Raw genomic sequence first — 21,223 nt, 5'->3', positions numbered from 1 at the left:
GCAATGGCTATGAAAAAAGCATTTTTACCGGAAATTACTTATATGCGAGGCCTCTGTATGCTCGGTGTTATCGGCATTCATGTAGGATCTTACGCATTGCAAAATCCTTTTGTAAATTTAGAACTCATCAGCGTGTTAGAAATTCTCTCTCGCTTTGGAGTGCCTGCGTTTTTCTTCCTCTCTGCATTTGGCTTGTTTTATCATACCTCGGTAGAGGGACCATTCTCATATAAGGAATTTATGCACCGCCGCATTCAGGTGGTGCTATTTCCATATATTACGTGGTCCATCTTTTACTTGCTATATACAGGGATGACAGCTCATAACCTTGGCAATTTACATCCAGGGCCGTTGGCGATAAATCTACTCTTTGGTACCTCTATGTATCATCTATATTTTATGGTTATTTTGCTATGGTTCTACGTGATGATGCCATTATGGCGGGCCATGGTGAAAGTCATCTTAAAACGGCCTGTATTTTGGCTGGTGTTACTTTTTGTCATCCAAGTTGGTATCGATTATGTTTCGTCTTACATGCTTGGCCGTTGGGTAACAGAAAATCTAAGCAATCAGCCAGTTCTTAAATATCTTTTTGATATGCGACTCAACTATTGGGTTATTCATTATGTGTGGATTTTCCTTTTAGGTGCCGTATGTGCTGAACGATATGAAATCGTCTGCGAATATATGTGGCGTTATCGTTACCTTTTAGGCGTCAGTGCGGTAAGCTCTATATTATTGATGCTTGGCTCTTATTACTATGTCATGGACGTATGGCATTATACTGTGTTAGAAGCAATTTACACGGTACATCAAATGAGTCCTATGGGCGTTCTTTATACAGGATTGGGAACGATGTTTAGTTTATTCCTATTCCAAAGGCTACCTATGAATGTGACTATGGAGTCCATTTGGTCTGAGATAGGCGATAAATCGTATGGTATTTATTTAGCGCATCCATTTTGGTTGTTAATCATTTCTGGTGTGATGGCTAAATATAATCTCTTGTATACGGTGACCAACGTGCTAATTATGTATGTTATGGCGTTGGGATTATCCTATTTGTCTACGGTGGCTCTTAATTATGTGCCTAAATCTATCCGTAAATTTATACTGGGGCATTAGTTTAGTATGAGAACTATTTTATAGAGAGCCCTAATTGGTGCTAGTACGTTAATGGTGTACGTAGTTTTAGTTAGTTTTGTAGTGCTGATTTAGTATAAAAATAATATTTGTTATACATCCGCTAGGATATAGTTTTTAACTATGGTATCCTAGCGGATTTTTGTATATCGAATTAATATCTTTCACAAAGTAAAGTGTGAAAATTTAAAAGTAATTGTGTTATAATAAGTCCATGATGATTACCACTTGATAGAGTAACGAAATAGAAAAAGAGGTGCTCCTATGCAAGAATTAACATATTTTAACGGTGAATTCGTCGAATCAGGTGCCAAAGTTATCAGTATTGATGACCGTGGCTATTTGTTTGGTGACTCTGTATATGAAGTTGTTCGCGTCGTAAAAGGCCGTTGCTTCGCTTTGTCTTACCACCAAGATCGTTTGTATCGCTCTATGCGTGAAATGGATATCCCTGTAAAAATGACCCCTGATGATTTGACAGAATTGCACGAAATTTTGATCGAGCAAAGTGAAATCAAAGAGGGCTATATTTATTTACAAATCTCTCGTGGTGTAGCATCACGTCACCATGCTTATGATCGCTCCAAATTAGAACCACAAATGCTTATGTTTATCCGTACCTTGGATTTAGATGAAGTTAATAAATTGGGTGAAGGTGTAAAAGCGATAGCTTTACCTGATGAACGTTGGGAGCATGTAGATATTAAGACTACAAACTTGATCCCGAATATCTTGGCACAAACAAAAGCAGAAAAGAAATTTGCCTATACAGCAATGCTATTTCGCGATGGTATTTGCACAGAAGGTGCAACATCTAATGTGTTTGCTGTTAAAGATGGTATCTTGTACACGCATCCAGCGGATAATCATATCTTAAAAGGTATTACGCGCCAAATGATCTTAACGCGTGTAGCACCATCTTTAGGTATTACCATTATTGAGAAAGAATTCAATCGTAATTTTGTAGATGATGCGGATGAATTATTCTTTACCGATACAATTGGTGGTGTCATCCCAATTACTAAGCTAGACAGAAATTTAGTATCTGGTGGTAAACCAGGTGCCATTACACTTCGTCTACGCGAAGCACTAGAAAAATTGATGGAAGAAGGGCTACCTTGATAGATAAGTTGCTTTCATCAAATGATACACATTTACCTTAAGAAAGGAAATTATTTTGATACAATTAGAACACATTAGTAAAGTCTATGAAGGTGCTACTCGTGTGGAAGCGTTGAAAGATATTAGCCTAAATGTGAAAGAAGGCGAAATCTTTGGCATTATCGGCCAATCCGGTGCCGGTAAATCCACCTTGATTCGTTGCATCAATATGCTCGAAGCACCTACATCTGGCTCTGTTATCGTAAATGGTACAGATTTAACAACACTTAGCAAATCTGATTTGCGTAAAGCGCGCAAAGATATTGGCATGATTTTCCAACATTTTAATCTCTTGTCCTCTCGTACCGTATATGACAATGTGGCATTTCCGTTGGAATTACAAGGAATGAGCAAATCTGAAATCAAGGAACGCATTACGCCAATTCTTGATATTGTAGGCCTTACAGACCGGATGAACAACTATCCATCTCAATTGTCTGGTGGTCAAAAACAACGTGTTGGTATTGCTCGTGCATTGGCCTCTAATCCAAAGGTTCTCCTTTGTGACGAAGCTACATCTGCCCTTGATCCTCAAACAACAGATTCTATTTTGAAATTGTTGAAAAATATTAATGAGAAGATGGGGCTCACTATTGTACTCATTACACATGAGATGCACGTTATCCGTGAAATCTGTGATCGCGTGGCGGTTATTGAAGGCGGTGTCATCCTCGAAGAAGGTAGTACTATTGAAGTATTCACACATCCTCGCGAAAATACGACAAAAGAGTTTATTAGCTCTGTAGTGAGTGATAACTTACCTCCAGAAGCATTGGAACATCTAGAGTTGCATGATCAATGGATTGCAGGGACCGCACCATTAGTACGCCTCAAATTTACAGGACAAGCAACAGATGAGCCTGTAGTAGCAGGCCTTGTAAGACGCTTTAATTTAGATGTAAGCATCCTTTTTGGGGGCATTGATTACATCCAAAATACGAGCGTTGGTCGTCTCATCGTTATTTTGAATGGTGACCCAGAAAATGCGCAAGAAGGTTTGGACTACATCAAAACGTTACCAATTGAAAGCGAGGTGATCGGTTATGTCAGAGCAAATCATTAATCTACTCATAACTGGTACCCTTGATACATTGCAAATGACGATAATTTCTACCGTAATGGCAATGTTATTAGGTATTCCTCTTGGTGTTGTTCTGGTCGTTACTTCTAAAGGTCATATCTTGGAGAATGTAACACTCAATAAAGTATTGGGTGCCATTGTCAATGCCACGCGTTCTGTACCTTTCATCATCTTGATGGTTGCCATCATTCCGTTTACTCGTATGGTGGTAGGTACCTCCATTGGTACAACTGCAGCATGTGTGCCGTTGACCATTGCGGCCATTCCATTTTTGGCACGCCTAGTAGAAACGTCTATTAAGGACATCAATTTTGGCGTTATCGAGGCGGCTCAATCCATGGGGGCAAGCCCATTACAAATCATTTGGAAAGTATTATTACCAGAAGCATTGCCAACAATTATTGACAATGTAACGGTGCTTATCGTTAACCTCATCGGTTACTCTGCGATGGCTGGTGCTATTGGTGGTGGTGGTCTTGGGGATATTGCTATCCGATATGGTTACCAACGTTTCCAAGCCGATATTATGATCGCTACAATCATCATCTTGATTGTATTGGTACAAGTTGTACAAATGATTGGTGATGCTTGGTCTAAAGCGATGAATAAGAAGTAGGAGGATCCTATGAGTATCAATGAAAAATTGAGAAGTCAACAAAATGACGAATTGTTCACCGCCATTTTAACGCTTGAAAATACAGAGGAATGCTATGCATTTTTTGAAGATATCTGTACGATTAACGAATTAAAAGCATTATCTCAACGCTTACAAGTAGCAAAAATGCTTCGCGCAGGGGATAGCTATGAGAAAATCGTAGAAGAAACGGGTGCGAGTACTGCTACGATTAGTCGTGTAAAGCGCTGTTTAGTATATGGTGCGGATGGTTATACATTGGCCCTCGATCGTCTAGGTGCAAAATAAAATAAATTAGCATGACAACGGTGGCCTTTGGCGACCGTTGATGTGCTATCTGTAGGAGGTTTATTATGGAGTGGCTCATTGCGGTAACAGGTTTACCATTTGATATCCTTATACTCGTTTTACTCGCCGTAGCTGGTGCGTTTGCTGGCTTTGTAGACTCCATTGTGGGCGGCGGAGGCCTCATTTCTGTACCTGCCATGTTATTAACAAATCTTCCACCTAGTATGGCTCTGGGCAGCAATAAATTATCCAGTATTTTTGGTGCTGGCAGTGCATCGATTACATTTTTGAGAAATCACATGGTTGATTTTTCCCTAGTTCGCAAATTATTGCCTTTTACCTTTGTGGGTTCTATGCTTGGTACATTGGCGGTTGTTTCTTTACCACCGCTATATGTAAAGCCTATTATCATCATATTACTTGTTTGCGTAACACTCTTTGTGGTGTTCAAAAAAGACTGGGGTGAAATCAATCGTACATCTCAGGTAGCAGGAAAAGCGCTATATATTTGTATGACTTTTGCTCTTGGCATCGGTGTATATGATGGCTTTATAGGCCCTGGTACAGGTACATTTTTGATTATGGGCTTTATCTTTACAGGTTTTGATTTCTTGCATGCGTCTGCTAACGCAAAGATATTGAATTTTACTAGTAATTTGGCGTCTCTATTGGTGTTTTTATATTTAGGACACGTCAATGTTAAGTATGGTCTTGCCACCGGGGCAGGTCAAATTATAGGTGCTTATTTAGGCTCGCATTTGGCAATTGCGAAGGGCTCATCTTTGGTGCGAGTTGTATTCTTGTCGGTAACGACAGTTATGTTGTTGAAATTAGTCTATGACTATATTTCAACATTATAGGAGGGCAAGGTATGCCTCATAAAAGTGATGTTCAAGTGGCCTTGATTAGTGGTGGTACATCGGGTATTGGATTTGCTACGGCAAAGCTTTTACTCAAAGAAGGTTGGTGTGTAGTCATCAATGGTCGAAATGAAAAAGTTGGTCAAAAGGCTAAAACTAAGCTACGTCGTTATTCCTCTAAGGTACAATATATTCAAGGTGATGTATCTAAAATTGAGGACTGTCAGCGAATTGTAAAAGAAACAGTAGATTTATTTGGTGGGGTGTCTGCTCTTGTAACAGCTGCAGGCTATTATGAAGAAGAGTTGCTAGCTGATGTTACAGAGGCAGCTTTTGATGAAATGTTTGGGACTAATGTAAAAGGTACTGTATTCTTATGTCAAGCGGCGCTTCCCTATTTACGATCATCAAAGGGCAGTATTGTAACAATCGCTAGTGATGCAGGTTTACAAGGTAATGTAGCGTGTTCTGTATATGGTGCATCAAAGGGGGCTGTAGTGAGCTTTACAAAATCTCTATCCCTTGAAATGGCACCTCACAGCGTTCGTGTAAACTGTGTGTGTCCTGGTGATGTAGATACATCATTAGTGGACAAACAGATTGCTAATGCCAATCAAGATGCGGCAGCTGCAAAGGCTGAAATGGGCCAACATTACCCATTAGGTCGCATTGCTAAGCCCCATGAAATTGGCGAAGTAATTGTATTTTTGTTGAGTAATAAGGCTTCTTTTGTGACAGGTGCAGCATGGACAATCGATGGTGGACTCACAAGTTGGTAATATAGAAAATATTAGAAGCTGTTATATATGGATAATTAGAAAAATTCATTTCACTTCTATCAATAGAATGGTATAATAATACTAATAATAAGACCTATAGTTGGTTCACAACAAAGGAGAATACTTATGGCAGAATATAATGGCGTAACACTTGAGCCACTTATGGATGGATCTCAAGATCGTGACTATCAAGTTGAACAATTTATTTTCTGGGGGGCAGGTCGTGCGGCAGCATTGGCATTATCCTCTAAATTCAGCAGTGTCGCTTTGTGCGCCAATGCTACGTACATGGTAACTCGTATTGCTCATCTTTATGACGTAGAATTGCAAGCTGGTGCTGTAGTTGGTTTAGTAGGTGGTCTTAGCACAGCTGTAGGTACAGCTGCAGTATCCCTTCTAATTCCAATTAAAGCTGTTCGCGTTCCTGTAGCTATCGGTTTAACTTATGCTATAGGTAAAATTGCAAATATTTGGATTCAAGATGGTATGCCTTCTGATATCGAACGTTACAAACCGATGGTTGCTGAATTCCTTGAAAATGGTAAAGCTATTGCTTCTGAAATCGTTCGTGATGCAAGTGCTAGTATTCCTTTCACTCAAGGTCAACGTGATGTATGGGCTGGGATTGCTAATGAAACAGGTCTTGCTAAAGAATCTTTAAAGCAAGTTTACGAAGAAAAAGTAACACCTGCCATCAATAAATGGAATAATGAAACAAAATACCAAATTCATGATAACGCAGCAGAAGTTGTAGCAAAGGTTTCTGATGCAGCGAAAGAAAAACTTGATTCTGCTAAAGAAGGTATTGAAGTAGCTAAAGAATTCGCAAAAGGTGGTGTAGAAGTGGCAAAAGCTTCTGCACAGGTAGCAGTAGAAACTGCAAAAATTAAAGCTTCTGATGCTGTAGAGACAGCAAAAGATGTTGCTACAAACACTGTTAACACAGCGAAAGATAAAATTGGCGGTTTGCGTAAATAAACGCTGAAGGATTATTATTACTATGAATCCATTTAAGATTATTAAATATGGTAAGTATTTTAGCGAATCAAGATTTTTAGGGTTTCTTGGTCGATATGGTAAGAAACTTGCCTTTGTACAACAAGCAGTAACCTTGTTCCTTTGTTTTCGCGACAAGGATACTCCCAAATATGTAAAAGCGGTCATTGCAGGTGCCTTAGGATATTTGGTATTACCTATTGATATTGTACCGGATACGATTGCTGTATTAGGTTGGGTAGATGATGTGGCAGTACTCGGATTAGCCTTTAAGATTGCGAATCGTTATATCAAAACGAGTCATCAAGAAGAGGCAAAAAAATTCTTTCCATTTGGTAGCAGTCGCTAACTTTTACCATTTTAGGCAGTTTGATCCACAGTGATTGAACTGCCTTTATTTATTTGACACCCTAAAGTAATAGATATAGAATAAAAATTGTATACTATTTAAAAAGGACAGAATTTATGCATATTGCTTCAGTAAATGTACGATTTTATGAAACTGATATGATGGGGATTGCTCACCATAGTAATCATTTTAGATGGTTTGAAATGGCGCGCATTGAATTCCTTCGTAAGATCGGTGTCACTTTGTGGGATATGATGAATGAGGATATTGTATTTCCCATCATGAATGTATCTTGCAATTATAAAGAACCTGCGAATTTCGATGATGAACTTCACATCGAAACGTATTTGGTTAAGATGACGAGGGCTCAAATGGTGTTTCGCTATCGCATGCGCCGTGCTAGTGATGGTGCAATACTTGCTACGGGGGAAACTAAGAACGCCTTTATGTCAAAATTAACAGGAAAAATTGTGCGATTAGACGATACTTTCTATCTGCCTATGTTAGCAGCTGTTGAGGAGATGCCGCATGAGTAATGTACAACAATTGCCTATCGGTGTATTTGACTCTGGTGTAGGCGGACTATCTGTGTTAAAGGTATTACAAGAACAATTTCCTAACGAAGATTTTATCTATATCGGTGATAATGCGAATAATCCTGTAGGTAATCGCAGTGATGATGAAATCACTTATTTAGCGTGCCGTATTGCGGAGACGCTAGAAAAGCAGCCTGTTAAGTTGATGGTGATTGCTTGTAACACCTTCACCGTTGTGGCTCTTGATGCGGTACGTGAACTTGTATCTGTGCCAGTTATTGGTGTATCACAAGGTGTAAAAACAGCTATTAATAAAAGTAAAAGCAAGACTATCGGTATTATGGCGACCGTGGCCACTGTAAATAGTCATATTCATAAGCATGTGGCTTTAGAAGTTGATCACGAGGTTTTTGTTTGGGAACAACCTTGTCCAGAGTTGGCGGGGCTTATTGAACAAGGTCATTTAGATGATTACTTTGTTCGTGAAGTATGCAAGGATTATTTAGAACCTTTATTATCTCGAGAAATTGAGGTTGTTGTTTTGGGGTGTACTCATTTTCCATTTGTACAACCTTTACTAGAGGAACTAACATCGTGTCGCATTCAGTTCATTGATCCTGCTTTTGAAACAAGTGAATTGGTTCGTCACAGACTAGAGAGTAAAAATCTTTTCAATCATCAAGATACTGTAGGCACCGTGACATTGTATTTTACAAAGGATGTCGAACTTGGTGATACGTTGAGTGCATCCTTCCTTGATACAAGCCGTCGTACCATTGAACATATTACATTATAAAGGAGATACCCTATGTGGTTTTATAACATCCTCAGTGCAGTAATAGCTATTATTGTGGCTGTTGCAGCTCTGTACTTATTATTCCGTTTGTTTGTGTTGAAACAAGGTAATGAAAATATTGTCTTATTAGCGAAACGGGCAACGAACTTCCAAGTATCTGATCGTAGTTTTGAGTCCATTACTTTGTTCTGTGATATACCATTTGTAAATAAAGGGCGCCAATTGGGCACAATAATGGACTTATTTCCACGTCCATTATTACCAGAAGAACATTTTGATGCAGTTAAAGTAAATGCTTGGGCTATGGATATTAATCGTCCGCGTCAAGATGGATACTTTGAAGCTATAATTATCAAACCACGCAAAGGTGGCACAATTCGTGTATATGTTACATTAACAGGTAAAACTGGCAATATTCGAGAAGATATTAAGGGATTCCCTTATATGGACATCGATATTTACTACCAAATCGTAGGCCGGACAGACTATCATATCGATAAACAGCGTATTCGTTTGACTGCTGAAGAAGTTCAAGCAGCAATGGTTCAATAAGGAGGCATAACAATGGCAGAATTAGAGTTAGTATGTGTGCCAACACGTATCCTTACAGATAATGATGACATCGTTGATGCTATCGTTGAATTTGGGGGACATAATATTGGACCTGAAGATATCGTATGCGTTGCTGAATCTGTAGTAGCTATTACGCAAGGTCGTTTTACACGTCCTGAAGAACTAAATGTGTGCTGGCAAGCTCGTTTAATTAATCGTTTTATCCATCCAGATGGTTCCATGGCATCTATTTATGGTATGCAATCGGCTATGAATTTGGATGGTAAATGGAAGGTATTAGGTGCTTTTATTTTAGGTGCTATTGCTAAAATTTTCCGTAAACCAGGGGTATTCTATGCAATTGCTCGGGCTGCATCCTTAACAGATGATGTAACGGGGACTATGCCTCCATTTGATAAGCACATTGTATTTGGTCCAAAGGATCCCGATAAAGTGGCTGAGAAAATTGTATCTCGCACAGGTTGTTATGGTGCCGTTGTAGCTGACGTTAATGACTTGAAGCGGTCCGCTATTTTAGGCACAAGCCGTGGCATTGATGCTAAAAAAATTGCACAATTGTTGATTGATAATCCATTTGGTAACGATAGTCAAATGACTCCGATTGTTATCATCAAAAATTACGCATCTGTATCTGGTAAATAACAGAAGGCTGTACTCATCACATAGAGATGGGTACAGCTTTTTTATATAATGAGCCTGAATATGGACTATACGCAGATTTGAATAGGGATTGCATATTAGATCAAATAGAGAGTATATGGTAGCTTAAATGGAGTTTTCTTTACTACGTTTTGAGTTTGTATGGATTCTTTATTAATACTAAAAGGAGGTTATATGTTACTAGGGTTAGACGTAGGTGGAACTTTTACCGATGCGGTTATCATTGATGCCCATCGTGTAGTGGCAACTGCGAAGAGGCGGACTACAAAGGATAATCTAATGAATGGTATAGGTGAGGCCTTAGATGCGGTTTTGGAGGGCTATGATACATCAAATATTGAACAAGTAACCTTATCTACTACCGTGGTGACAAATACCATCGTAGAAGCGAAGGAGCAAGTAGTAGATCTCTATGTGATTACAGGTCCAGGCCGTAATGTAGATGATATATTCCCCGTGGAACCTATATATCTTCAAGGTTATACAGATCATAGAGGTATCGTTGTAGAGTGTACCCCTGCTGATGCTGTACGTGGTATAGCCAACATGGTTCAAGCACGTAGTGGTACCGATTTGGCTGCTGTGTCCGCTAAATTTGGGGTGCGGAATCCTCAAGAAGAACTATCTATTACAGAGGAATTGAAAAATACGTATCATACAATTTCTAATGGCAGTTTATTAAGTGGTTCTTTAAATTTCCCTCGTCGTACTATTAGTGCTTATTTTAATAGCGCTGTGACACCCGTATTTACGGTGTTTAAGAAAAATGTTGAAGATGCTCTCAGTGCACGGAATATATTGGCTCCACTTCACATTTTAAAGGCCGATGGTGGTTCTCTACCTATGGAGCATATGGTGAGCCGACCTGTAGAAACGGCCTTTACGGGACCTGCTGCAACAGTTCTTGGACTATCGGCTCACGGCGTTATAGGTAATAAGCATACAGTGGCTCTAGATATTGGGGGTACTACAACGGATATATCCCTTTGGAAGCATGGTAAACCATTGATGACAAAAAATGGTGTATCTATCCGTGAGTATCCAAGTGCAGTGCGATCCTTTGCCGTTACTTCCGTCGGTATTGGTGGGGAATCTGTAATTCGCCTTAAAAATGGTAATCTTACCGTAGGGCCTGAACGAGTGGGGCCATCGGTGGCTCTTGGTGGTGTAGAACCTACATTAGGGGATGCACTTATCGTGCTCGGTCACGCAAACTATGGTGACTTTAATCTGGCATCACGAGCTTTACAAGATTTAGCGGATGCTATACAGGCTACATTACAATCTAAAAATGTAAATACCTCAAATAATCAATTAACTCTTATTAAGACTGCCTCTGATGTAGCACGACTAATCGTAGAAAAAGCGTTGCAAACGATTCAACATGGTATTAACGAGGTCGTAAAAGTAGAAAATAAACGACCTATTTATGTGGTAGCAGATATTGTAAATCCTGATGTATTTGTACCAGAACATATCGTTGTGGTAGGGGGAACAGCGCCAAATTTAGGTCCAAGTATCGGTGAGTATCTAGAGTTACCTGTTACGATTCCTGAGAATGCTGCCGTAGCAAATGCTATAGGCGCTGCACTAGCTTTATCTACCATCGAACTTACTATTCATGTAGATACAAAACGTCGGTTGTTAGTCATTCCTGAATTAGGGATTAAACAGCAAAATTGTACTTTAAAACGAGCGGAACAAGTTGTAGAACGAGCTAAAGAGGTTCTTAGTGAAGAGGCTTTACGTTTAGGTTTAGATACAGCGCAAGAAATCGAGGTCATTAACATTGAGGATTTCCCTGTGGTAGAGGGATGGCAATCTATGGAGCGTTTAATTACGGTAAAAGTACAACTGGCGGCGGGGGTGAAACACTATGTGGAATAAAGGACTATCCTATCGTGAGCGTCATGGCCTTATAGAAAAGAATATGAATACGAAACTGAATGACGACGTGAATTCTACTATTGATAAAGCTGAATATAATAACAGTTTAGGTCTAGTATTCTTCCCTGCGTTTGACTGGAAAATTTCTGAAACACATCCTGAACGACAAGAGCGTTTACTTTATACGCGTGATCAAATCGTAGAGGAAGGTCTGTTAGATATACCGAATATTAGAGAATATAATCCAATAGTAGCGGATTGGGATACAATAGAGCGGGTTCACGTTGGTGCTCCAGATTTAGAGTCTTGGGTGACTGAAGCTCATCGGGTATCTGCTGGAGGTGCTATTGCGGCAGCTGATGCAGTCATGCGCGGTGAAGTAGACCGTGCTTTTGCGTTAGTAAGACCACCAGGTCACCACGCAATGGCTATGGTTCATGGTATTCGTGGCTTCTGTACGATTAATATTGAAGCCGTTATGATTCAACACATGCGCCAAACCTATGGAATCAAACGCATTGCCGTAGTAGATACTGATGTACATCACGGTGATGGCACTCAAGATGTGTTTTACCACGATCCAGATACATTGTATATTAGCTTTCACCAAGATGGACGAACCCTCTATCCAGGAACAGGCTTTATGGATGAATTTGGTGGACCTCAGGCTATCGGTAGTAATATAGATATTCCACTACCTCCTGGTACCGGTGACGAAGGTTTGATGAAGGTCATGCGTGAGCTTGTATTGCCTATTCTTGAAGAGTTTAATCCAGATATCGTCATTAACTCGGCAGGACAAGATAATCACTTTAGTGATCCGTTGGCTAATATGCAGGTAACTGCGAAGGGTTATGCAGAATTAGTCGATTTGCTACAAGCAGATATAGCTGTACTTGAAGGAGGCTATTCCGTACAAGAAGCGTTGCCATATGTAAATACGGGTATCATTTTATCCATGGCAGGCCTTGATTACAGCAAAGTCGTAGAACCTGCCTTTGATCCTGTTAAATACAAACAGAGTCAAAATGTAACTAGTTACATAGATGATTTAATCGTTAAGTGGAAAATACAATGGGCTAACCGTCATAAGATGGCCGAAGACGAGCGCGTACGTGCAGGGGATGTTTGGTCTAATCATTATAACGTGTACTACGATGAAACAGGCGTACAAGAGGAGCGCCTTGAAAAGGTGCGCATGTATAAAAACAAGGTAGGCTGGCATAGCGTGCTCTCTCGAGGACAATACGGACCGTATGGGTCGCAAAGTGTATATGCTATGTTCATCCCTTGGCAAGCAGATGAAGGGACGCGTCAAGATGCTATTGTAGAAGCAAAACGAGCCAAAACAGAAGGGGGAGCAAGCCGTTACGTTGTGGTAGATCCACTCGGCAACGGCCAATATGAACTATAATGTTAATCTCCGTAAATGATAACGCCAGTTATCATGTTAGAATCGTAAATTATAATATGATTCGTAATGCTGAAAAATAGAAAAATTATGATATAATATAAGAAATAACGCCCCTTTGTGTAAGGGGCGTTCTAATATTTAGTTTTAGAATGGTGAGGTTCCTATGCGCAGTGATAATAGAACAGCGGGTCAATTGCGACCTATTAAAATAACACGGAATTTTACAGAGTATGCAGAAGGTTCTGTACTTATTGAGTGTGGTAAGACCAAGGTTATCTGTACAGCTACTGTTGAAGATTCTGTGCCACGCTGGCTAAAAGGTTCTGGGCAAGGATGGGTAACTGCGGAATACTCATTATTGCCACGTTCTACGCAAACTCGCGTGAGCCGTGAGGCTGCAAAGGGAAAACAAACAGGACGGACTGTAGAAATTCAACGCCTTATCGGTCGTGCATTGCGTGCTGTTGTGGACCTTGAAGCATTAGGAGAGCGTTCTATCACTATCGACTGCGATGTGATTCAAGCGGATGGCGGTACACGAACAGCCTCGATTACAGGTGCCTTTGTAGCTCTCGTTGATGCGGTGGACTTCACTTTTGGCGGAGCTGGAAAATTTCCAATTACTAACTTCTGTGCAGCCATCTCCGTAGGTATTGGTCCAGATGGTCCTATTACGGACCTTTGTTACGAAGAGGATAGTGCCGCCATTGTAGATATGAATGTAGTCCGTACCGGTTCTGGTAATATGGTTGAAGTACAAGGTACAGGTGAACACGGTACATTTAATCGTGATGAGCTCAACGCTTTACTTGATTTAGCAGAGGCTGCTACAGATGAGCTCATGGCTAAACAACGTGAAGTACTTGGTGCGACAGCAGATAAAGTAGGTAAAGAGTATCCTACAGCTCCGGAGGTATAAAATGGAACAAATTGTGCTTGCTACAGGCAATAAAGGAAAAATTCGTGAGTTTTCAGAGGCATTCTCTCATTTGTCTATCGATTGCGTACCTGTGAAAGATGTGATTTCCGTTGAGGAACCAGAGGAAACTGGCACCACTTTCATGGAAAACGCTCTGTTAAAAGCTCGATACTACGCTAAGGCTACGAATCGACCTTGTTTAGCTGATGATTCTGGTCTTACTGTAGATATTCTTGATGGGGCTCCAGGTGTATATTCTGCGCGTTATGCAGGTCATCATGGTGATGATAATGCAAATAATGAGAAATTAATTCGTGAACTACAGGGTAAACGTGACCGTACAGGCCATTATGTATGCGCTTTAGCGCTTGTATATCCTGATGGTCGAGAAGTTACTGCGGAAGGCTATTGTGATGGACTCGTTCAAGATGAGCCAAAAGGGGAGAATGGTTTTGGATATGATCCATACTTCTATGTACCTGAATTTGAAAAGACGATGGCAGAGCTTAGTATCGACGTAAAAGAAACGATTAGCCATCGTGGTCGAGCATTACGCGAATTAATTAGTAAGCTTTGATATTTCTGAACTATATGGTATAGTTCATATAAATATATAATATAGTGGCATTAGAGATTAAATACAATGAAACGAATTGGCATTTTAAGTGATACTCATGGGTATCTAGAGGATATCGACCTCGTCTTGGCTGCTACCGCTGATCAAGACATTGATATGTGGCTTCACGCTGGCGATTTTGGAGATGACGCACGTTATATGCAGGAACATACGGATATTCCTGTATATGCTGTGCGTGGGAACAACGACCGTGTGCAACCGCTTGAACCACGAGAGCAATTAATTCCTCTTGAAGACACCTATATTTACATGACACATGGTCATGAGGTATCATATTATAATCGAATACAAAAACTGATTGAGTTAGGAACTGACATGGGTGCGCGACTCATCGTGTCCGGTCATAGCCATCATCATGGGGAGGTTCGTGCCCGTGATGCGGTATTTGTAAATCCTGGTAGTATTTCTTTGGCTCGTGATCGCTCCGGTGGTACCTTTGCCATCGTTACCTACGATAATGGACAGTTTGATGTAGAGTTTGTGTATAAACAAGATATTGTTTAGTTATATGGTGAAAGCTTCGGTTTTGAAACTTTCAAAAGGAATAGTAAGTCTATGCATGGAAAGGGTTATGACATATCATGGATACACCAGTTAAAGCAAAGCCTAAAATGAAGTTATATGGTTTTAACAATCTCACGAAAACATTGAGTTTTAATATTTATGATATTTGTTATACTCGTACGGAAGAAGAGAAAAAACAATACATTCAGTACATTGATGAAGTATACAATGCGGATCGTTTAACGGCTATTTTGACGGAAGTTAGCCATATCATCGGCGCCAATATCCTTAATGTAGCGAAACAAGATTATGATCCACAAGGTGCTTCTGTTACAATTTTAATTTCTGAAGAGGAAATTGAAAAAGAAGATGTAGTTATGCATTTAGATAAATCGCATCTTACTGTACATACGTATCCTGAAAGCCATCCGCACAAAGGGATTAGTACATTCCGTGCCGACATTGAAGTGTCTACATGTGGACAAATCTCTCCGTTAAATGCACTTAATTACTTAATTCAAAGTTTTGACTCTGATATTCTTACCTTGGATTATCATGTACGTGGCTTTACTCGGGACGTGTCTGGTAAGAAAATTTATATTGATCATCGTATCAATTCTATTCAAAATTACATCAGTGCAAAAACTCGCAATATGTACAACATGATTGATGTAAATGTATATCAAGAAAATATTTTCCATACTAAGATGATGTTAAAAGAATTTGATTTAGATAATTATCTTTTTGGCATTACTGAGTCAGAGTTGAGCGATCGTGAAATCAAGCAAATTAAACATCAATTAAAACAAGAAATGATGGAAATCTTCTATGGACGCAATTTGCCATCTGTAAAAGCTTAAAGACAGCTTTTATGACATTGTTGTTATAGCTTTAATCGTATAATACAAATATAGACTTGAAGTAGATAAGCCTTATATGGTTTATCTACTTTTTTATAATTTACTTTATTACTACTGGAGCTTAATCTTTATTACTACGGGAGCTTAATGATAGTTGTTTTTAAAAAAATCGAAAAACTATATCGAAAAAACTTGAATTATGATTTAGCATTTTGTATAATACAATTAGTTAAAGGTATAAATTACCGACTCTAAAGAGTCCGAGTGTATCCACAAAGGAGAATTGTTATGGACGTACGTGAATTAGCTGTACAAAAAAAACGTGAATTAAAAGGTTTCCTTACTGTAGGAACAAAATATGAATTAAAAGACGCTCATGATTTATCTGTAGCTTACACACCAGGTGTAGCAGAACCATGTTTGCGTATTAAAGATAATGAAGCAGAATCCTTCGAATTAACTTGCCGTTCCAACATGGTTGCCGTTGTATCTGACGGTACTCGTGTACTTGGTCTTGGTGATATTGGCGCTGCAGCAGCATTGCCAGTAATGGAAGGTAAATCCTTATTGTTCAAAAAATTCGGTGATGTAGACTGCATTCCATTGGTTGTAGATACAAAAGATGCTGATACATTGATCAATACAGTAAAATTATTGCAAAAAAACTTTGCTGGTATTAATTTAGAAGATATTTCCTCTCCTAAATGCTATGAAGTTGAAAACCGTTTGAAAGAAGAATTGGAAATTCCTGTATTCCATGATGACCAACACGGTACTGCAATTGCATGTTTAGCTGGTGTAAAAGGCGCTCTTCGTTTAGTTAAAAAAGATTTAGCTACTGCTAAAATTGTTGTAAACGGTGCTGGTGCGGCGGGTGCTAATATTGCTCGCTTATTGTACCTTGCAGGTGCTCGTGATATCACATTGTTGGTATCCTCTGGCGTATTGCATAAAGACTACAAACGTCTTGACTCTTTACAAGCTGAATTAATCGATTTACTTAAACTTGAAGAAAAACATGGCGATTTGGCTGAAAATGCTAAAGGTGCTGATATTCTTCTTGGTGTATCTGCAGCAGGTGCTTTCACAAAAGAAATTTTGGAAAACTTGGCTGACGATGCAATCGTATTTGCAATGGCTAACCCTAACCCAGAAGCAACATATGCTGATATGAAAGCTGCTGGTATCCGTGTTGCTGGTACAGGTCGTTCCGACGCTCCTAACCAAATCAACAACGTAGCAGTATTCCCGGGCGTATTCCGCGGTGCTATCGATGTTCGTGCGGCTCAAATCACTGACGAAATGAAATTAGCTGCTGCTGACGCTTTGGCTCATTTGATTCCTGATAGCGAATTGAACGAAGAAAACGTAATGCCATCCGTATTCGATCCTCGTGTTGCTCCAGCTGTTGCTAAAGCAGTTGCTGAAGTTGCTGTAAAACAAGGTATCGCAAAAAATCCTCAAGCAGTAGAAGATGGTAGCTACGAAGGTTAGTTTATTTGCTTTACTAGCATTTTAAAATCTTATATAACTATAGAACAATACAACATGCACCTCGAAAGGGGTGCATGTTTTTATATGCTCGATTAAGTATATGATTGGCTTTATACTATTAGGGCGAATAATCTATAGATTAAAATGATATAGAGGCGTAGGCGTATAGGATAATAGAAGTAAGGATAGATATATATTAAAGAATGTATTAATGTATAAGTAAAAAAATTAATGAAGTTGTAAAAAAGTACTTGTCACTAGTTTCTATCAATGATATAATAATTTTCGTTGCAGAGCGATACTCGAGAGAGTAAGAACTCAGCAAGAGTAGTGGTTGACATCAACTACCGGGTTTGCTATAATAGCAAAGTAATTAATGACGGGGCATAGCGCAGTTTGGTAGCGCACCTGGCTTGGGACCAGGGGGTCGCAGGTTCGAATCCTGCTGCTCCGACCATTTTTTATTTGCGGGTGTAGCTCAATGGTAGAGCCCCAGCCTTCCAAGCTGGTCGCGAGGGTTCGATTCCCTTCACCCGCTCCATTTTTTTTTGCCTTTTTTAGGGTATACTAAGATAGGGTGTAGTTGACGATACATAGTACATAATTTATACTATAATAGATAATTATATAGGGAATCCACATGGTTCAGTAGCTCAGTTGGATAGAGCAACGGCCTTCTAAGCCGTGGGTCGGGGGTTCGAATCCCTCCTGGATCACCACTAAGAATGCAGTCACTGCAAGGGTTTACAGCCTTTGCAGTGACTTTTTTATTATCCTGAAACAGTGCGATAATATAAATTTACGCAATCGTTTGCGCAATTAACTATGCTATCGATTTTGAGTTAAGAATCAAATTATAGATAGATATTTTCTACTAATTGGAATTCTTCTTTTTTATCATTGATTGGATGAGCATAGACCTTTATAATCATTTCTGTTGTATCATGGCCTACTAATTTTGCAATAGTGGTATATGGTGCGTTTGCATTTATAAGATTACTAATATAGGTATGACGGGCTGCATGAGAAATAAGAGGTTTATTAATATTGAGTTGTGTTCCAACTGCTTTAAAATAGCGATTAGTAAAGTTCTTTTTTTTCAATAGGGCCTGTTCCAACTTGATTAGCTAAAACCCATTTACTCTTAGAGTTCTCTTTTGCTTCTAGTAGTAATTTAACTAACTTAGAGCTAGTGAAAGGAACTACTCGGTTACTGCTTTTTGTCTTAGTTGCTTTACGTGCTAGTCCTAATTCTGTTTTACCCCATGAAGCGTTGATATGAAGTTCTCCATGTTTATCGTCTAATATCTCTACTTTATTCCAGTATAGCGCCTGTAATCCTCCAATTCGAATACCTGTTTGAAACAATAATAATATTGTATATTCCAGATTGTGCCCTTTAAAGTAGTCTAAGAATAAATTGACCTCTTCATGTGTTAACGCTTGTTTAGGATGGAGTGGGGCAGTAGTATTTGGTTTGATTATCCCATCATAAAAGTACTGAGGGATTAAGTCTAAACTATATAGTTTTCGCAACGTCTGCCGTAATATAACAAAGTTTTTTTGATAGCCGTTGTATGCTGATCAATAAACCTTTGTATTAATCCTTTATTAAGTTTTTTTATGGCAATTTTACTAAAGTAAGGTTTAAATCGTGATTCAATAAGATGAAGTTAGAACTTTTTTGTAGCAGTGGCTTTATCTCGTTTTGTAAAGCAATGGAGACAAAAAGAGTAATAGTTTTTATCCGCTGCAGTATTTGATGATTTTAGTTTTAACTTTCTTGCTGCTAATTCATTGATATAATTTAGTTTATAAACAACTTCATCACGCTTCATAATTATCTTTTGTCGATGTTTTCGTAGCTTTTTTACTGGTAAAACTTTTAGAATTATAATTTTTCCGTTTTCATCTATATATAAAGGTAGATTACGGAGGCAGTAATAGCGAATCCCACTCTTTTGTAGGATATTAGAAATACTTCCTTTACTTATAGGAAGTGGAAACATATAATCTCCTTTCTACGATCGGAGCGTATTTGTCCGAGAATGTTGGAATATAGTTTTCTTCGATAAGTAAATTGAGTTATTTGATGAAACAAAAATTTACAGCTACAGTGCTAGTATCTAATAGTATAGAGTCTTAAGTGCATTAAGAGAGAATTCATGTTATAGTAAATTTAAAGAGGTGAGAATAATGGAACATTACATTGAAATTATTGTTATGCTAGCACCTGGATTTATTGCTAAGGAAGTTGCTAGAGCATTAGGAAATGTGAAATCAAGAAGTAGTTCGATAGACCAAATATTAAATTATTTTGTATATAGTATTTTTTGTTTTTTTACAACGCTACTTATATATACAATTATCAATAAGTTGCTTGGTATTGATAGCCTGCAATATTTTCAACTTGTATTCTTGGCCATATTAAGTGGGGTTAGTGTCGGATATGCTTGGCAGTCAATAGTAAAAAAAAATGTTAAGCGTATAATCGATAAGTATACAAGTGCGAATAATGGTTATATGTATTTTCAAGAAGATAGCATGCTCAATAATTGTATGTTAGATGGCAAAGATCATTTAATTCAAATAATTAAGTCAGGGAATGTGATAGCAACAGGGAAATTTCTAGGAGCAACATTTTCGAATGAAGATACTACTGAAATAAAAATAGATAGCCATCCAGTGTATGCTAGCTGGCTATCTGATGAAAGATATAGTGAGTCTTTTGGATACCTACATTCTATATTTGATATTAAAAATGATATCGAAGTTAGAGAATATGACTATCCAAATGGTTTCTTTGAAGAGGGATTCTCAGCAGATAAAATTACTTCTTCGGAGTAGGTGATGGGGGTGGCGGAGCAGGACGAACAGGCTTGCCACTAGTAGTTTTTTGTGCTCCGTCTCTGCGTTCGTATCCTTCGTTGATAGGATTTTGAGAGTTTTTAGCCATAATATTCCTCCTTTCTATAAAGATATTTTTATTATATCAAAATTATATTGATATGGACTCATTTTTCTAGATATATTATTTACTAGACAAAATACATGGATGTTTCCTTGTATTTTATAGGGGGAGCATCCCTTTTATTGGATGCCGAATAGGAATTACTATTCTCGTTTAAAATAGAAGATAGTAATTATTCGCGAAGAAAGGTAAAGAGCCGCCTAATGATAAAATGAAGCTGGACTAGAAATCACAATATTTCATCATAGGAGGTAGAATGTTGTCCAGATCATATTCACAAGCTAGTAAAAATTCCACTTAATTTAAGTATATTGAGTTTTATGGGAGGTTTAAAGAATAGCCTCAAGATATTCCATAAACATGCCAATTTAAAATATAAGAATGTGGAAATAGATATTGATCTGCACCCATTTTCTTGGATAGATATAATTAAGCTACTCTTGGGGAATGAGTTCGGTATTCTACCGGACTCATTCCTTTTAATTTGTACGCCGAATAGGTATGACTAATCCCCCAGTTAAACTGGGGGTCAGTAAAATTTCTTAGAGAAAAGGAAAGAACCTCCTAGTGCTAAAATGGAGATGGTCTGGCAACCACAACATTTCAACATAGGAGGTTCAATGTCAATGAATGACGTAAAAAGCTTATCACATAGTAAATGGAGATGTAAATATCATATTG

The 21,223-nt window shown here is 38.6% G+C and carries 24 protein-coding genes, 3 tRNA genes and 2 pseudogenes; 26 read left to right on the top strand and 3 right to left on the bottom strand.

Going from position 1 to position 21,223, the window contains the following annotated elements:
• The first annotated feature begins 3 nt into the window (after positions 1–3).
• From KH286_RS08370 to KH286_RS08260, 23 genes are all read left to right on the top strand, one after another.
• Positions 4–1,125: an acyltransferase gene (locus tag KH286_RS08370; protein ID WP_021147813.1), complete on the top strand. Its 1,122-nt coding sequence runs from the start codon at positions 4–6 to the stop codon at positions 1,123–1,125.
• A gap of 282 nt (positions 1,126–1,407) precedes the next feature.
• Positions 1,408–2,265: an aminotransferase class IV gene (locus KH286_RS08365; protein WP_021147814.1), complete on the top strand. Its 858-nt coding sequence runs from the start codon at positions 1,408–1,410 to the stop codon at positions 2,263–2,265.
• 55 nt (positions 2,266–2,320) lie between these two features.
• Positions 2,321–3,367 (top strand): methionine ABC transporter ATP-binding protein, encoded by a 1,047-nt coding sequence (locus KH286_RS08360; protein ID WP_021147815.1) that lies wholly within the window; start codon positions 2,321–2,323, stop codon positions 3,365–3,367.
• A complete protein-coding gene (locus KH286_RS08355) occupies positions 3,348–4,001 on the top strand; it encodes a methionine ABC transporter permease (RefSeq protein WP_008715638.1) in 654 nt (217 codons plus the stop codon). The genes KH286_RS08360 and KH286_RS08355 overlap by 20 nt, the downstream gene beginning before the upstream one ends.
• Positions 4,002–4,010: 9 nt before the next feature.
• Complete coding sequence (locus KH286_RS08350) at positions 4,011–4,307, top strand: YerC/YecD family TrpR-related protein (protein ID WP_004693609.1); 297 nt, start codon at positions 4,011–4,013, stop codon at positions 4,305–4,307.
• 65 nt (positions 4,308–4,372) lie between these two features.
• Entirely contained in the window at positions 4,373–5,167 is a 795-nt protein-coding gene (locus KH286_RS08345) for a TSUP family transporter (RefSeq protein WP_021147816.1), read from the top strand.
• Positions 5,168–5,178: 11 nt separating this feature from the next.
• Entirely contained in the window at positions 5,179–5,946 is a 768-nt protein-coding gene (locus tag KH286_RS08340; protein ID WP_021147817.1) for an SDR family NAD(P)-dependent oxidoreductase, read from the top strand.
• Positions 5,947–6,072: 126 nt separating this feature from the next.
• Complete coding sequence (locus KH286_RS08335) at positions 6,073–6,924, top strand: hypothetical protein (RefSeq protein ID WP_021147818.1); 852 nt, start codon at positions 6,073–6,075, stop codon at positions 6,922–6,924.
• A 22-nt stretch (positions 6,925–6,946) separates the two neighbouring features.
• A complete protein-coding gene (locus KH286_RS08330) occupies positions 6,947–7,291 on the top strand; it encodes a YkvA family protein (protein WP_012863982.1) in 345 nt (114 codons plus the stop codon).
• 116 nt (positions 7,292–7,407) lie between these two features.
• Positions 7,408–7,827, top strand: a complete 420-nt coding sequence (locus tag KH286_RS08325; protein WP_012863983.1) for an acyl-CoA thioesterase — start codon at positions 7,408–7,410, stop codon at positions 7,825–7,827.
• Positions 7,820–8,623, top strand: coding sequence for a glutamate racemase (murI, locus tag KH286_RS08320; protein ID WP_012863984.1), 804 nt, complete (start codon positions 7,820–7,822; stop codon positions 8,621–8,623). Before KH286_RS08325 ends, murI begins: the two co-directional genes overlap by 8 nt.
• A gap of 12 nt (positions 8,624–8,635) precedes the next feature.
• On the top strand, positions 8,636–9,175 hold the full coding sequence (locus tag KH286_RS08315; RefSeq protein ID WP_004693598.1) for a hypothetical protein: 540 nt from the start codon (positions 8,636–8,638) through the stop codon (positions 9,173–9,175).
• Positions 9,176–9,187: 12 nt separating this feature from the next.
• A complete protein-coding gene (locus KH286_RS08310; protein ID WP_004693597.1) occupies positions 9,188–9,838 on the top strand; it encodes a coenzyme F420-0:L-glutamate ligase in 651 nt (216 codons plus the stop codon).
• A 192-nt stretch (positions 9,839–10,030) separates the two neighbouring features.
• Complete coding sequence (locus tag KH286_RS08305) at positions 10,031–11,743, top strand: hydantoinase/oxoprolinase family protein (RefSeq protein WP_101928974.1); 1,713 nt, start codon at positions 10,031–10,033, stop codon at positions 11,741–11,743.
• Entirely contained in the window at positions 11,733–13,157 is a 1,425-nt protein-coding gene (locus KH286_RS08300) for a histone deacetylase family protein (RefSeq protein WP_101928975.1), read from the top strand. The genes KH286_RS08305 and KH286_RS08300 overlap by 11 nt, the downstream gene beginning before the upstream one ends.
• Positions 13,158–13,320: 163 nt before the next feature.
• The gene (rph, locus tag KH286_RS08295) at positions 13,321–14,076 is read left to right on the top strand and encodes a ribonuclease PH (RefSeq protein WP_004693589.1); all 756 of its coding nucleotides are present in this window, start codon (positions 13,321–13,323) and stop codon (positions 14,074–14,076) included.
• Position 14,077: 1 nt separating this feature from the next.
• Positions 14,078–14,653 carry an XTP/dITP diphosphatase gene (locus KH286_RS08290; RefSeq protein ID WP_012863989.1) on the top strand — a complete coding sequence of 192 codons (576 nt, stop codon included), beginning with the start codon at positions 14,078–14,080 and terminating at the stop codon, positions 14,651–14,653.
• A gap of 66 nt (positions 14,654–14,719) precedes the next feature.
• Positions 14,720–15,217, top strand: a complete 498-nt coding sequence (locus KH286_RS08285) for a metallophosphoesterase family protein (RefSeq protein ID WP_004693585.1) — start codon at positions 14,720–14,722, stop codon at positions 15,215–15,217.
• Between the two features lie 77 nt (positions 15,218–15,294).
• On the top strand, positions 15,295–16,077 hold the full coding sequence (gene speD, locus KH286_RS08280) for an adenosylmethionine decarboxylase (RefSeq protein ID WP_008715652.1): 783 nt from the start codon (positions 15,295–15,297) through the stop codon (positions 16,075–16,077).
• 288 nt (positions 16,078–16,365) lie between these two features.
• The gene (locus tag KH286_RS08275; RefSeq protein ID WP_101928976.1) at positions 16,366–17,571 is read left to right on the top strand and encodes an NAD(P)-dependent malic enzyme; all 1,206 of its coding nucleotides are present in this window, start codon (positions 16,366–16,368) and stop codon (positions 17,569–17,571) included.
• 380 nt (positions 17,572–17,951) lie between these two features.
• Positions 17,952–18,028: transfer RNA gene (locus KH286_RS08270), tRNA-Pro, on the top strand.
• A gap of 10 nt (positions 18,029–18,038) precedes the next feature.
• Positions 18,039–18,112: transfer RNA gene (locus KH286_RS08265), tRNA-Gly, on the top strand.
• 101 nt (positions 18,113–18,213) lie between these two features.
• A tRNA-Arg gene (locus KH286_RS08260) sits at positions 18,214–18,290 on the top strand.
• Positions 18,291–18,425: 135 nt separating this feature from the next.
• Here KH286_RS08260 and KH286_RS08255 read toward each other — a convergent pair.
• From KH286_RS08255 to KH286_RS08245, 3 genes are all read right to left on the bottom strand, one after another.
• Positions 18,426–18,674, bottom strand: a complete 249-nt coding sequence (locus tag KH286_RS08255; RefSeq protein ID WP_180773335.1) for a tyrosine-type recombinase/integrase — start codon at positions 18,672–18,674, stop codon at positions 18,426–18,428.
• Positions 18,652–19,107 carry a tyrosine-type recombinase/integrase gene (locus KH286_RS08250; RefSeq protein ID WP_187658817.1) on the bottom strand — a complete coding sequence of 152 codons (456 nt, stop codon included), beginning with the start codon at positions 19,105–19,107 and terminating at the stop codon, positions 18,652–18,654. The genes KH286_RS08255 and KH286_RS08250 overlap by 23 nt, the downstream gene beginning before the upstream one ends.
• A gap of 137 nt (positions 19,108–19,244) precedes the next feature.
• Positions 19,245–19,580 carry a hypothetical protein gene (locus KH286_RS08245; protein ID WP_077708207.1) on the bottom strand — a complete coding sequence of 112 codons (336 nt, stop codon included), beginning with the start codon at positions 19,578–19,580 and terminating at the stop codon, positions 19,245–19,247.
• A gap of 187 nt (positions 19,581–19,767) precedes the next feature.
• Between KH286_RS08245 and KH286_RS08240 the strand changes: the two genes are divergently transcribed.
• The 3 genes and pseudogenes from KH286_RS08240 to KH286_RS09630 form a co-directional block, all read left to right on the top strand.
• Positions 19,768–20,418 carry a hypothetical protein gene (locus KH286_RS08240; protein ID WP_077708208.1) on the top strand — a complete coding sequence of 217 codons (651 nt, stop codon included), beginning with the start codon at positions 19,768–19,770 and terminating at the stop codon, positions 20,416–20,418.
• 384 nt (positions 20,419–20,802) lie between these two features.
• Positions 20,803–21,051 (top strand): annotated as a pseudogene (locus tag KH286_RS09635) (hypothetical protein); the annotation flags it as partial.
• 111 nt (positions 21,052–21,162) lie between these two features.
• A pseudogene (locus KH286_RS09630) lies at positions 21,163–21,223 on the top strand (IS200/IS605 family transposase); the annotation flags it as partial.

It is taken from the genome of Veillonella parvula, from assembly GCF_018378075.1.
In the GTDB taxonomy this organism is placed as follows: domain Bacteria; phylum Bacillota; class Negativicutes; order Veillonellales; family Veillonellaceae; genus Veillonella; species Veillonella parvula_K.
This window is presented reverse-complemented; position numbering and strand designations above follow the sequence as displayed.

Bases quoted from the DNA above. Each gene is read 5' to 3' on its own strand.
- speD (WP_008715652.1), top strand. From the start codon at position 15,295: ATGGATACACCAGTTAAAGCAAAGCCTAAAATGAAGTTATATGGTTTT.
- KH286_RS08275 (WP_101928976.1), top strand. From the start codon at position 16,366: ATGGACGTACGTGAATTAGCTGTACAAAAAAAACGTGAATTAAAAGGT.
- KH286_RS08355 (WP_008715638.1), top strand. From the start codon at position 3,348: ATGTCAGAGCAAATCATTAATCTACTCATAACTGGTACCCTTGATACA.
- KH286_RS08300 (WP_101928975.1), top strand. From the start codon at position 11,733: ATGTGGAATAAAGGACTATCCTATCGTGAGCGTCATGGCCTTATAGAA.
- KH286_RS08315 (WP_004693598.1), top strand. From the start codon at position 8,636: ATGTGGTTTTATAACATCCTCAGTGCAGTAATAGCTATTATTGTGGCT.
- KH286_RS08340 (WP_021147817.1), top strand. From the start codon at position 5,179: ATGCCTCATAAAAGTGATGTTCAAGTGGCCTTGATTAGTGGTGGTACA.
- KH286_RS08350 (WP_004693609.1), top strand. From the start codon at position 4,011: ATGAGTATCAATGAAAAATTGAGAAGTCAACAAAATGACGAATTGTTC.
- KH286_RS08290 (WP_012863989.1), top strand. From the start codon at position 14,078: ATGGAACAAATTGTGCTTGCTACAGGCAATAAAGGAAAAATTCGTGAG.
- KH286_RS08335 (WP_021147818.1), top strand. From the start codon at position 6,073: ATGGCAGAATATAATGGCGTAACACTTGAGCCACTTATGGATGGATCT.
- KH286_RS08310 (WP_004693597.1), top strand. From the start codon at position 9,188: ATGGCAGAATTAGAGTTAGTATGTGTGCCAACACGTATCCTTACAGAT.
- KH286_RS08325 (WP_012863983.1), top strand. From the start codon at position 7,408: ATGCATATTGCTTCAGTAAATGTACGATTTTATGAAACTGATATGATG.
- KH286_RS08245 (WP_077708207.1), bottom strand. From the start codon at position 19,580: ATGTTTCCACTTCCTATAAGTAAAGGAAGTATTTCTAATATCCTACAA.
- KH286_RS08365 (WP_021147814.1), top strand. From the start codon at position 1,408: ATGCAAGAATTAACATATTTTAACGGTGAATTCGTCGAATCAGGTGCC.
- KH286_RS08345 (WP_021147816.1), top strand. From the start codon at position 4,373: ATGGAGTGGCTCATTGCGGTAACAGGTTTACCATTTGATATCCTTATA.
- KH286_RS08370 (WP_021147813.1), top strand. From the start codon at position 4: ATGGCTATGAAAAAAGCATTTTTACCGGAAATTACTTATATGCGAGGC.
- KH286_RS08330 (WP_012863982.1), top strand. From the start codon at position 6,947: ATGAATCCATTTAAGATTATTAAATATGGTAAGTATTTTAGCGAATCA.
- murI (WP_012863984.1), top strand. From the start codon at position 7,820: ATGAGTAATGTACAACAATTGCCTATCGGTGTATTTGACTCTGGTGTA.
- KH286_RS08305 (WP_101928974.1), top strand. From the start codon at position 10,031: ATGTTACTAGGGTTAGACGTAGGTGGAACTTTTACCGATGCGGTTATC.
- KH286_RS08240 (WP_077708208.1), top strand. From the start codon at position 19,768: ATGGAACATTACATTGAAATTATTGTTATGCTAGCACCTGGATTTATT.
- rph (WP_004693589.1), top strand. From the start codon at position 13,321: ATGCGCAGTGATAATAGAACAGCGGGTCAATTGCGACCTATTAAAATA.
- KH286_RS08285 (WP_004693585.1), top strand. From the start codon at position 14,720: ATGAAACGAATTGGCATTTTAAGTGATACTCATGGGTATCTAGAGGAT.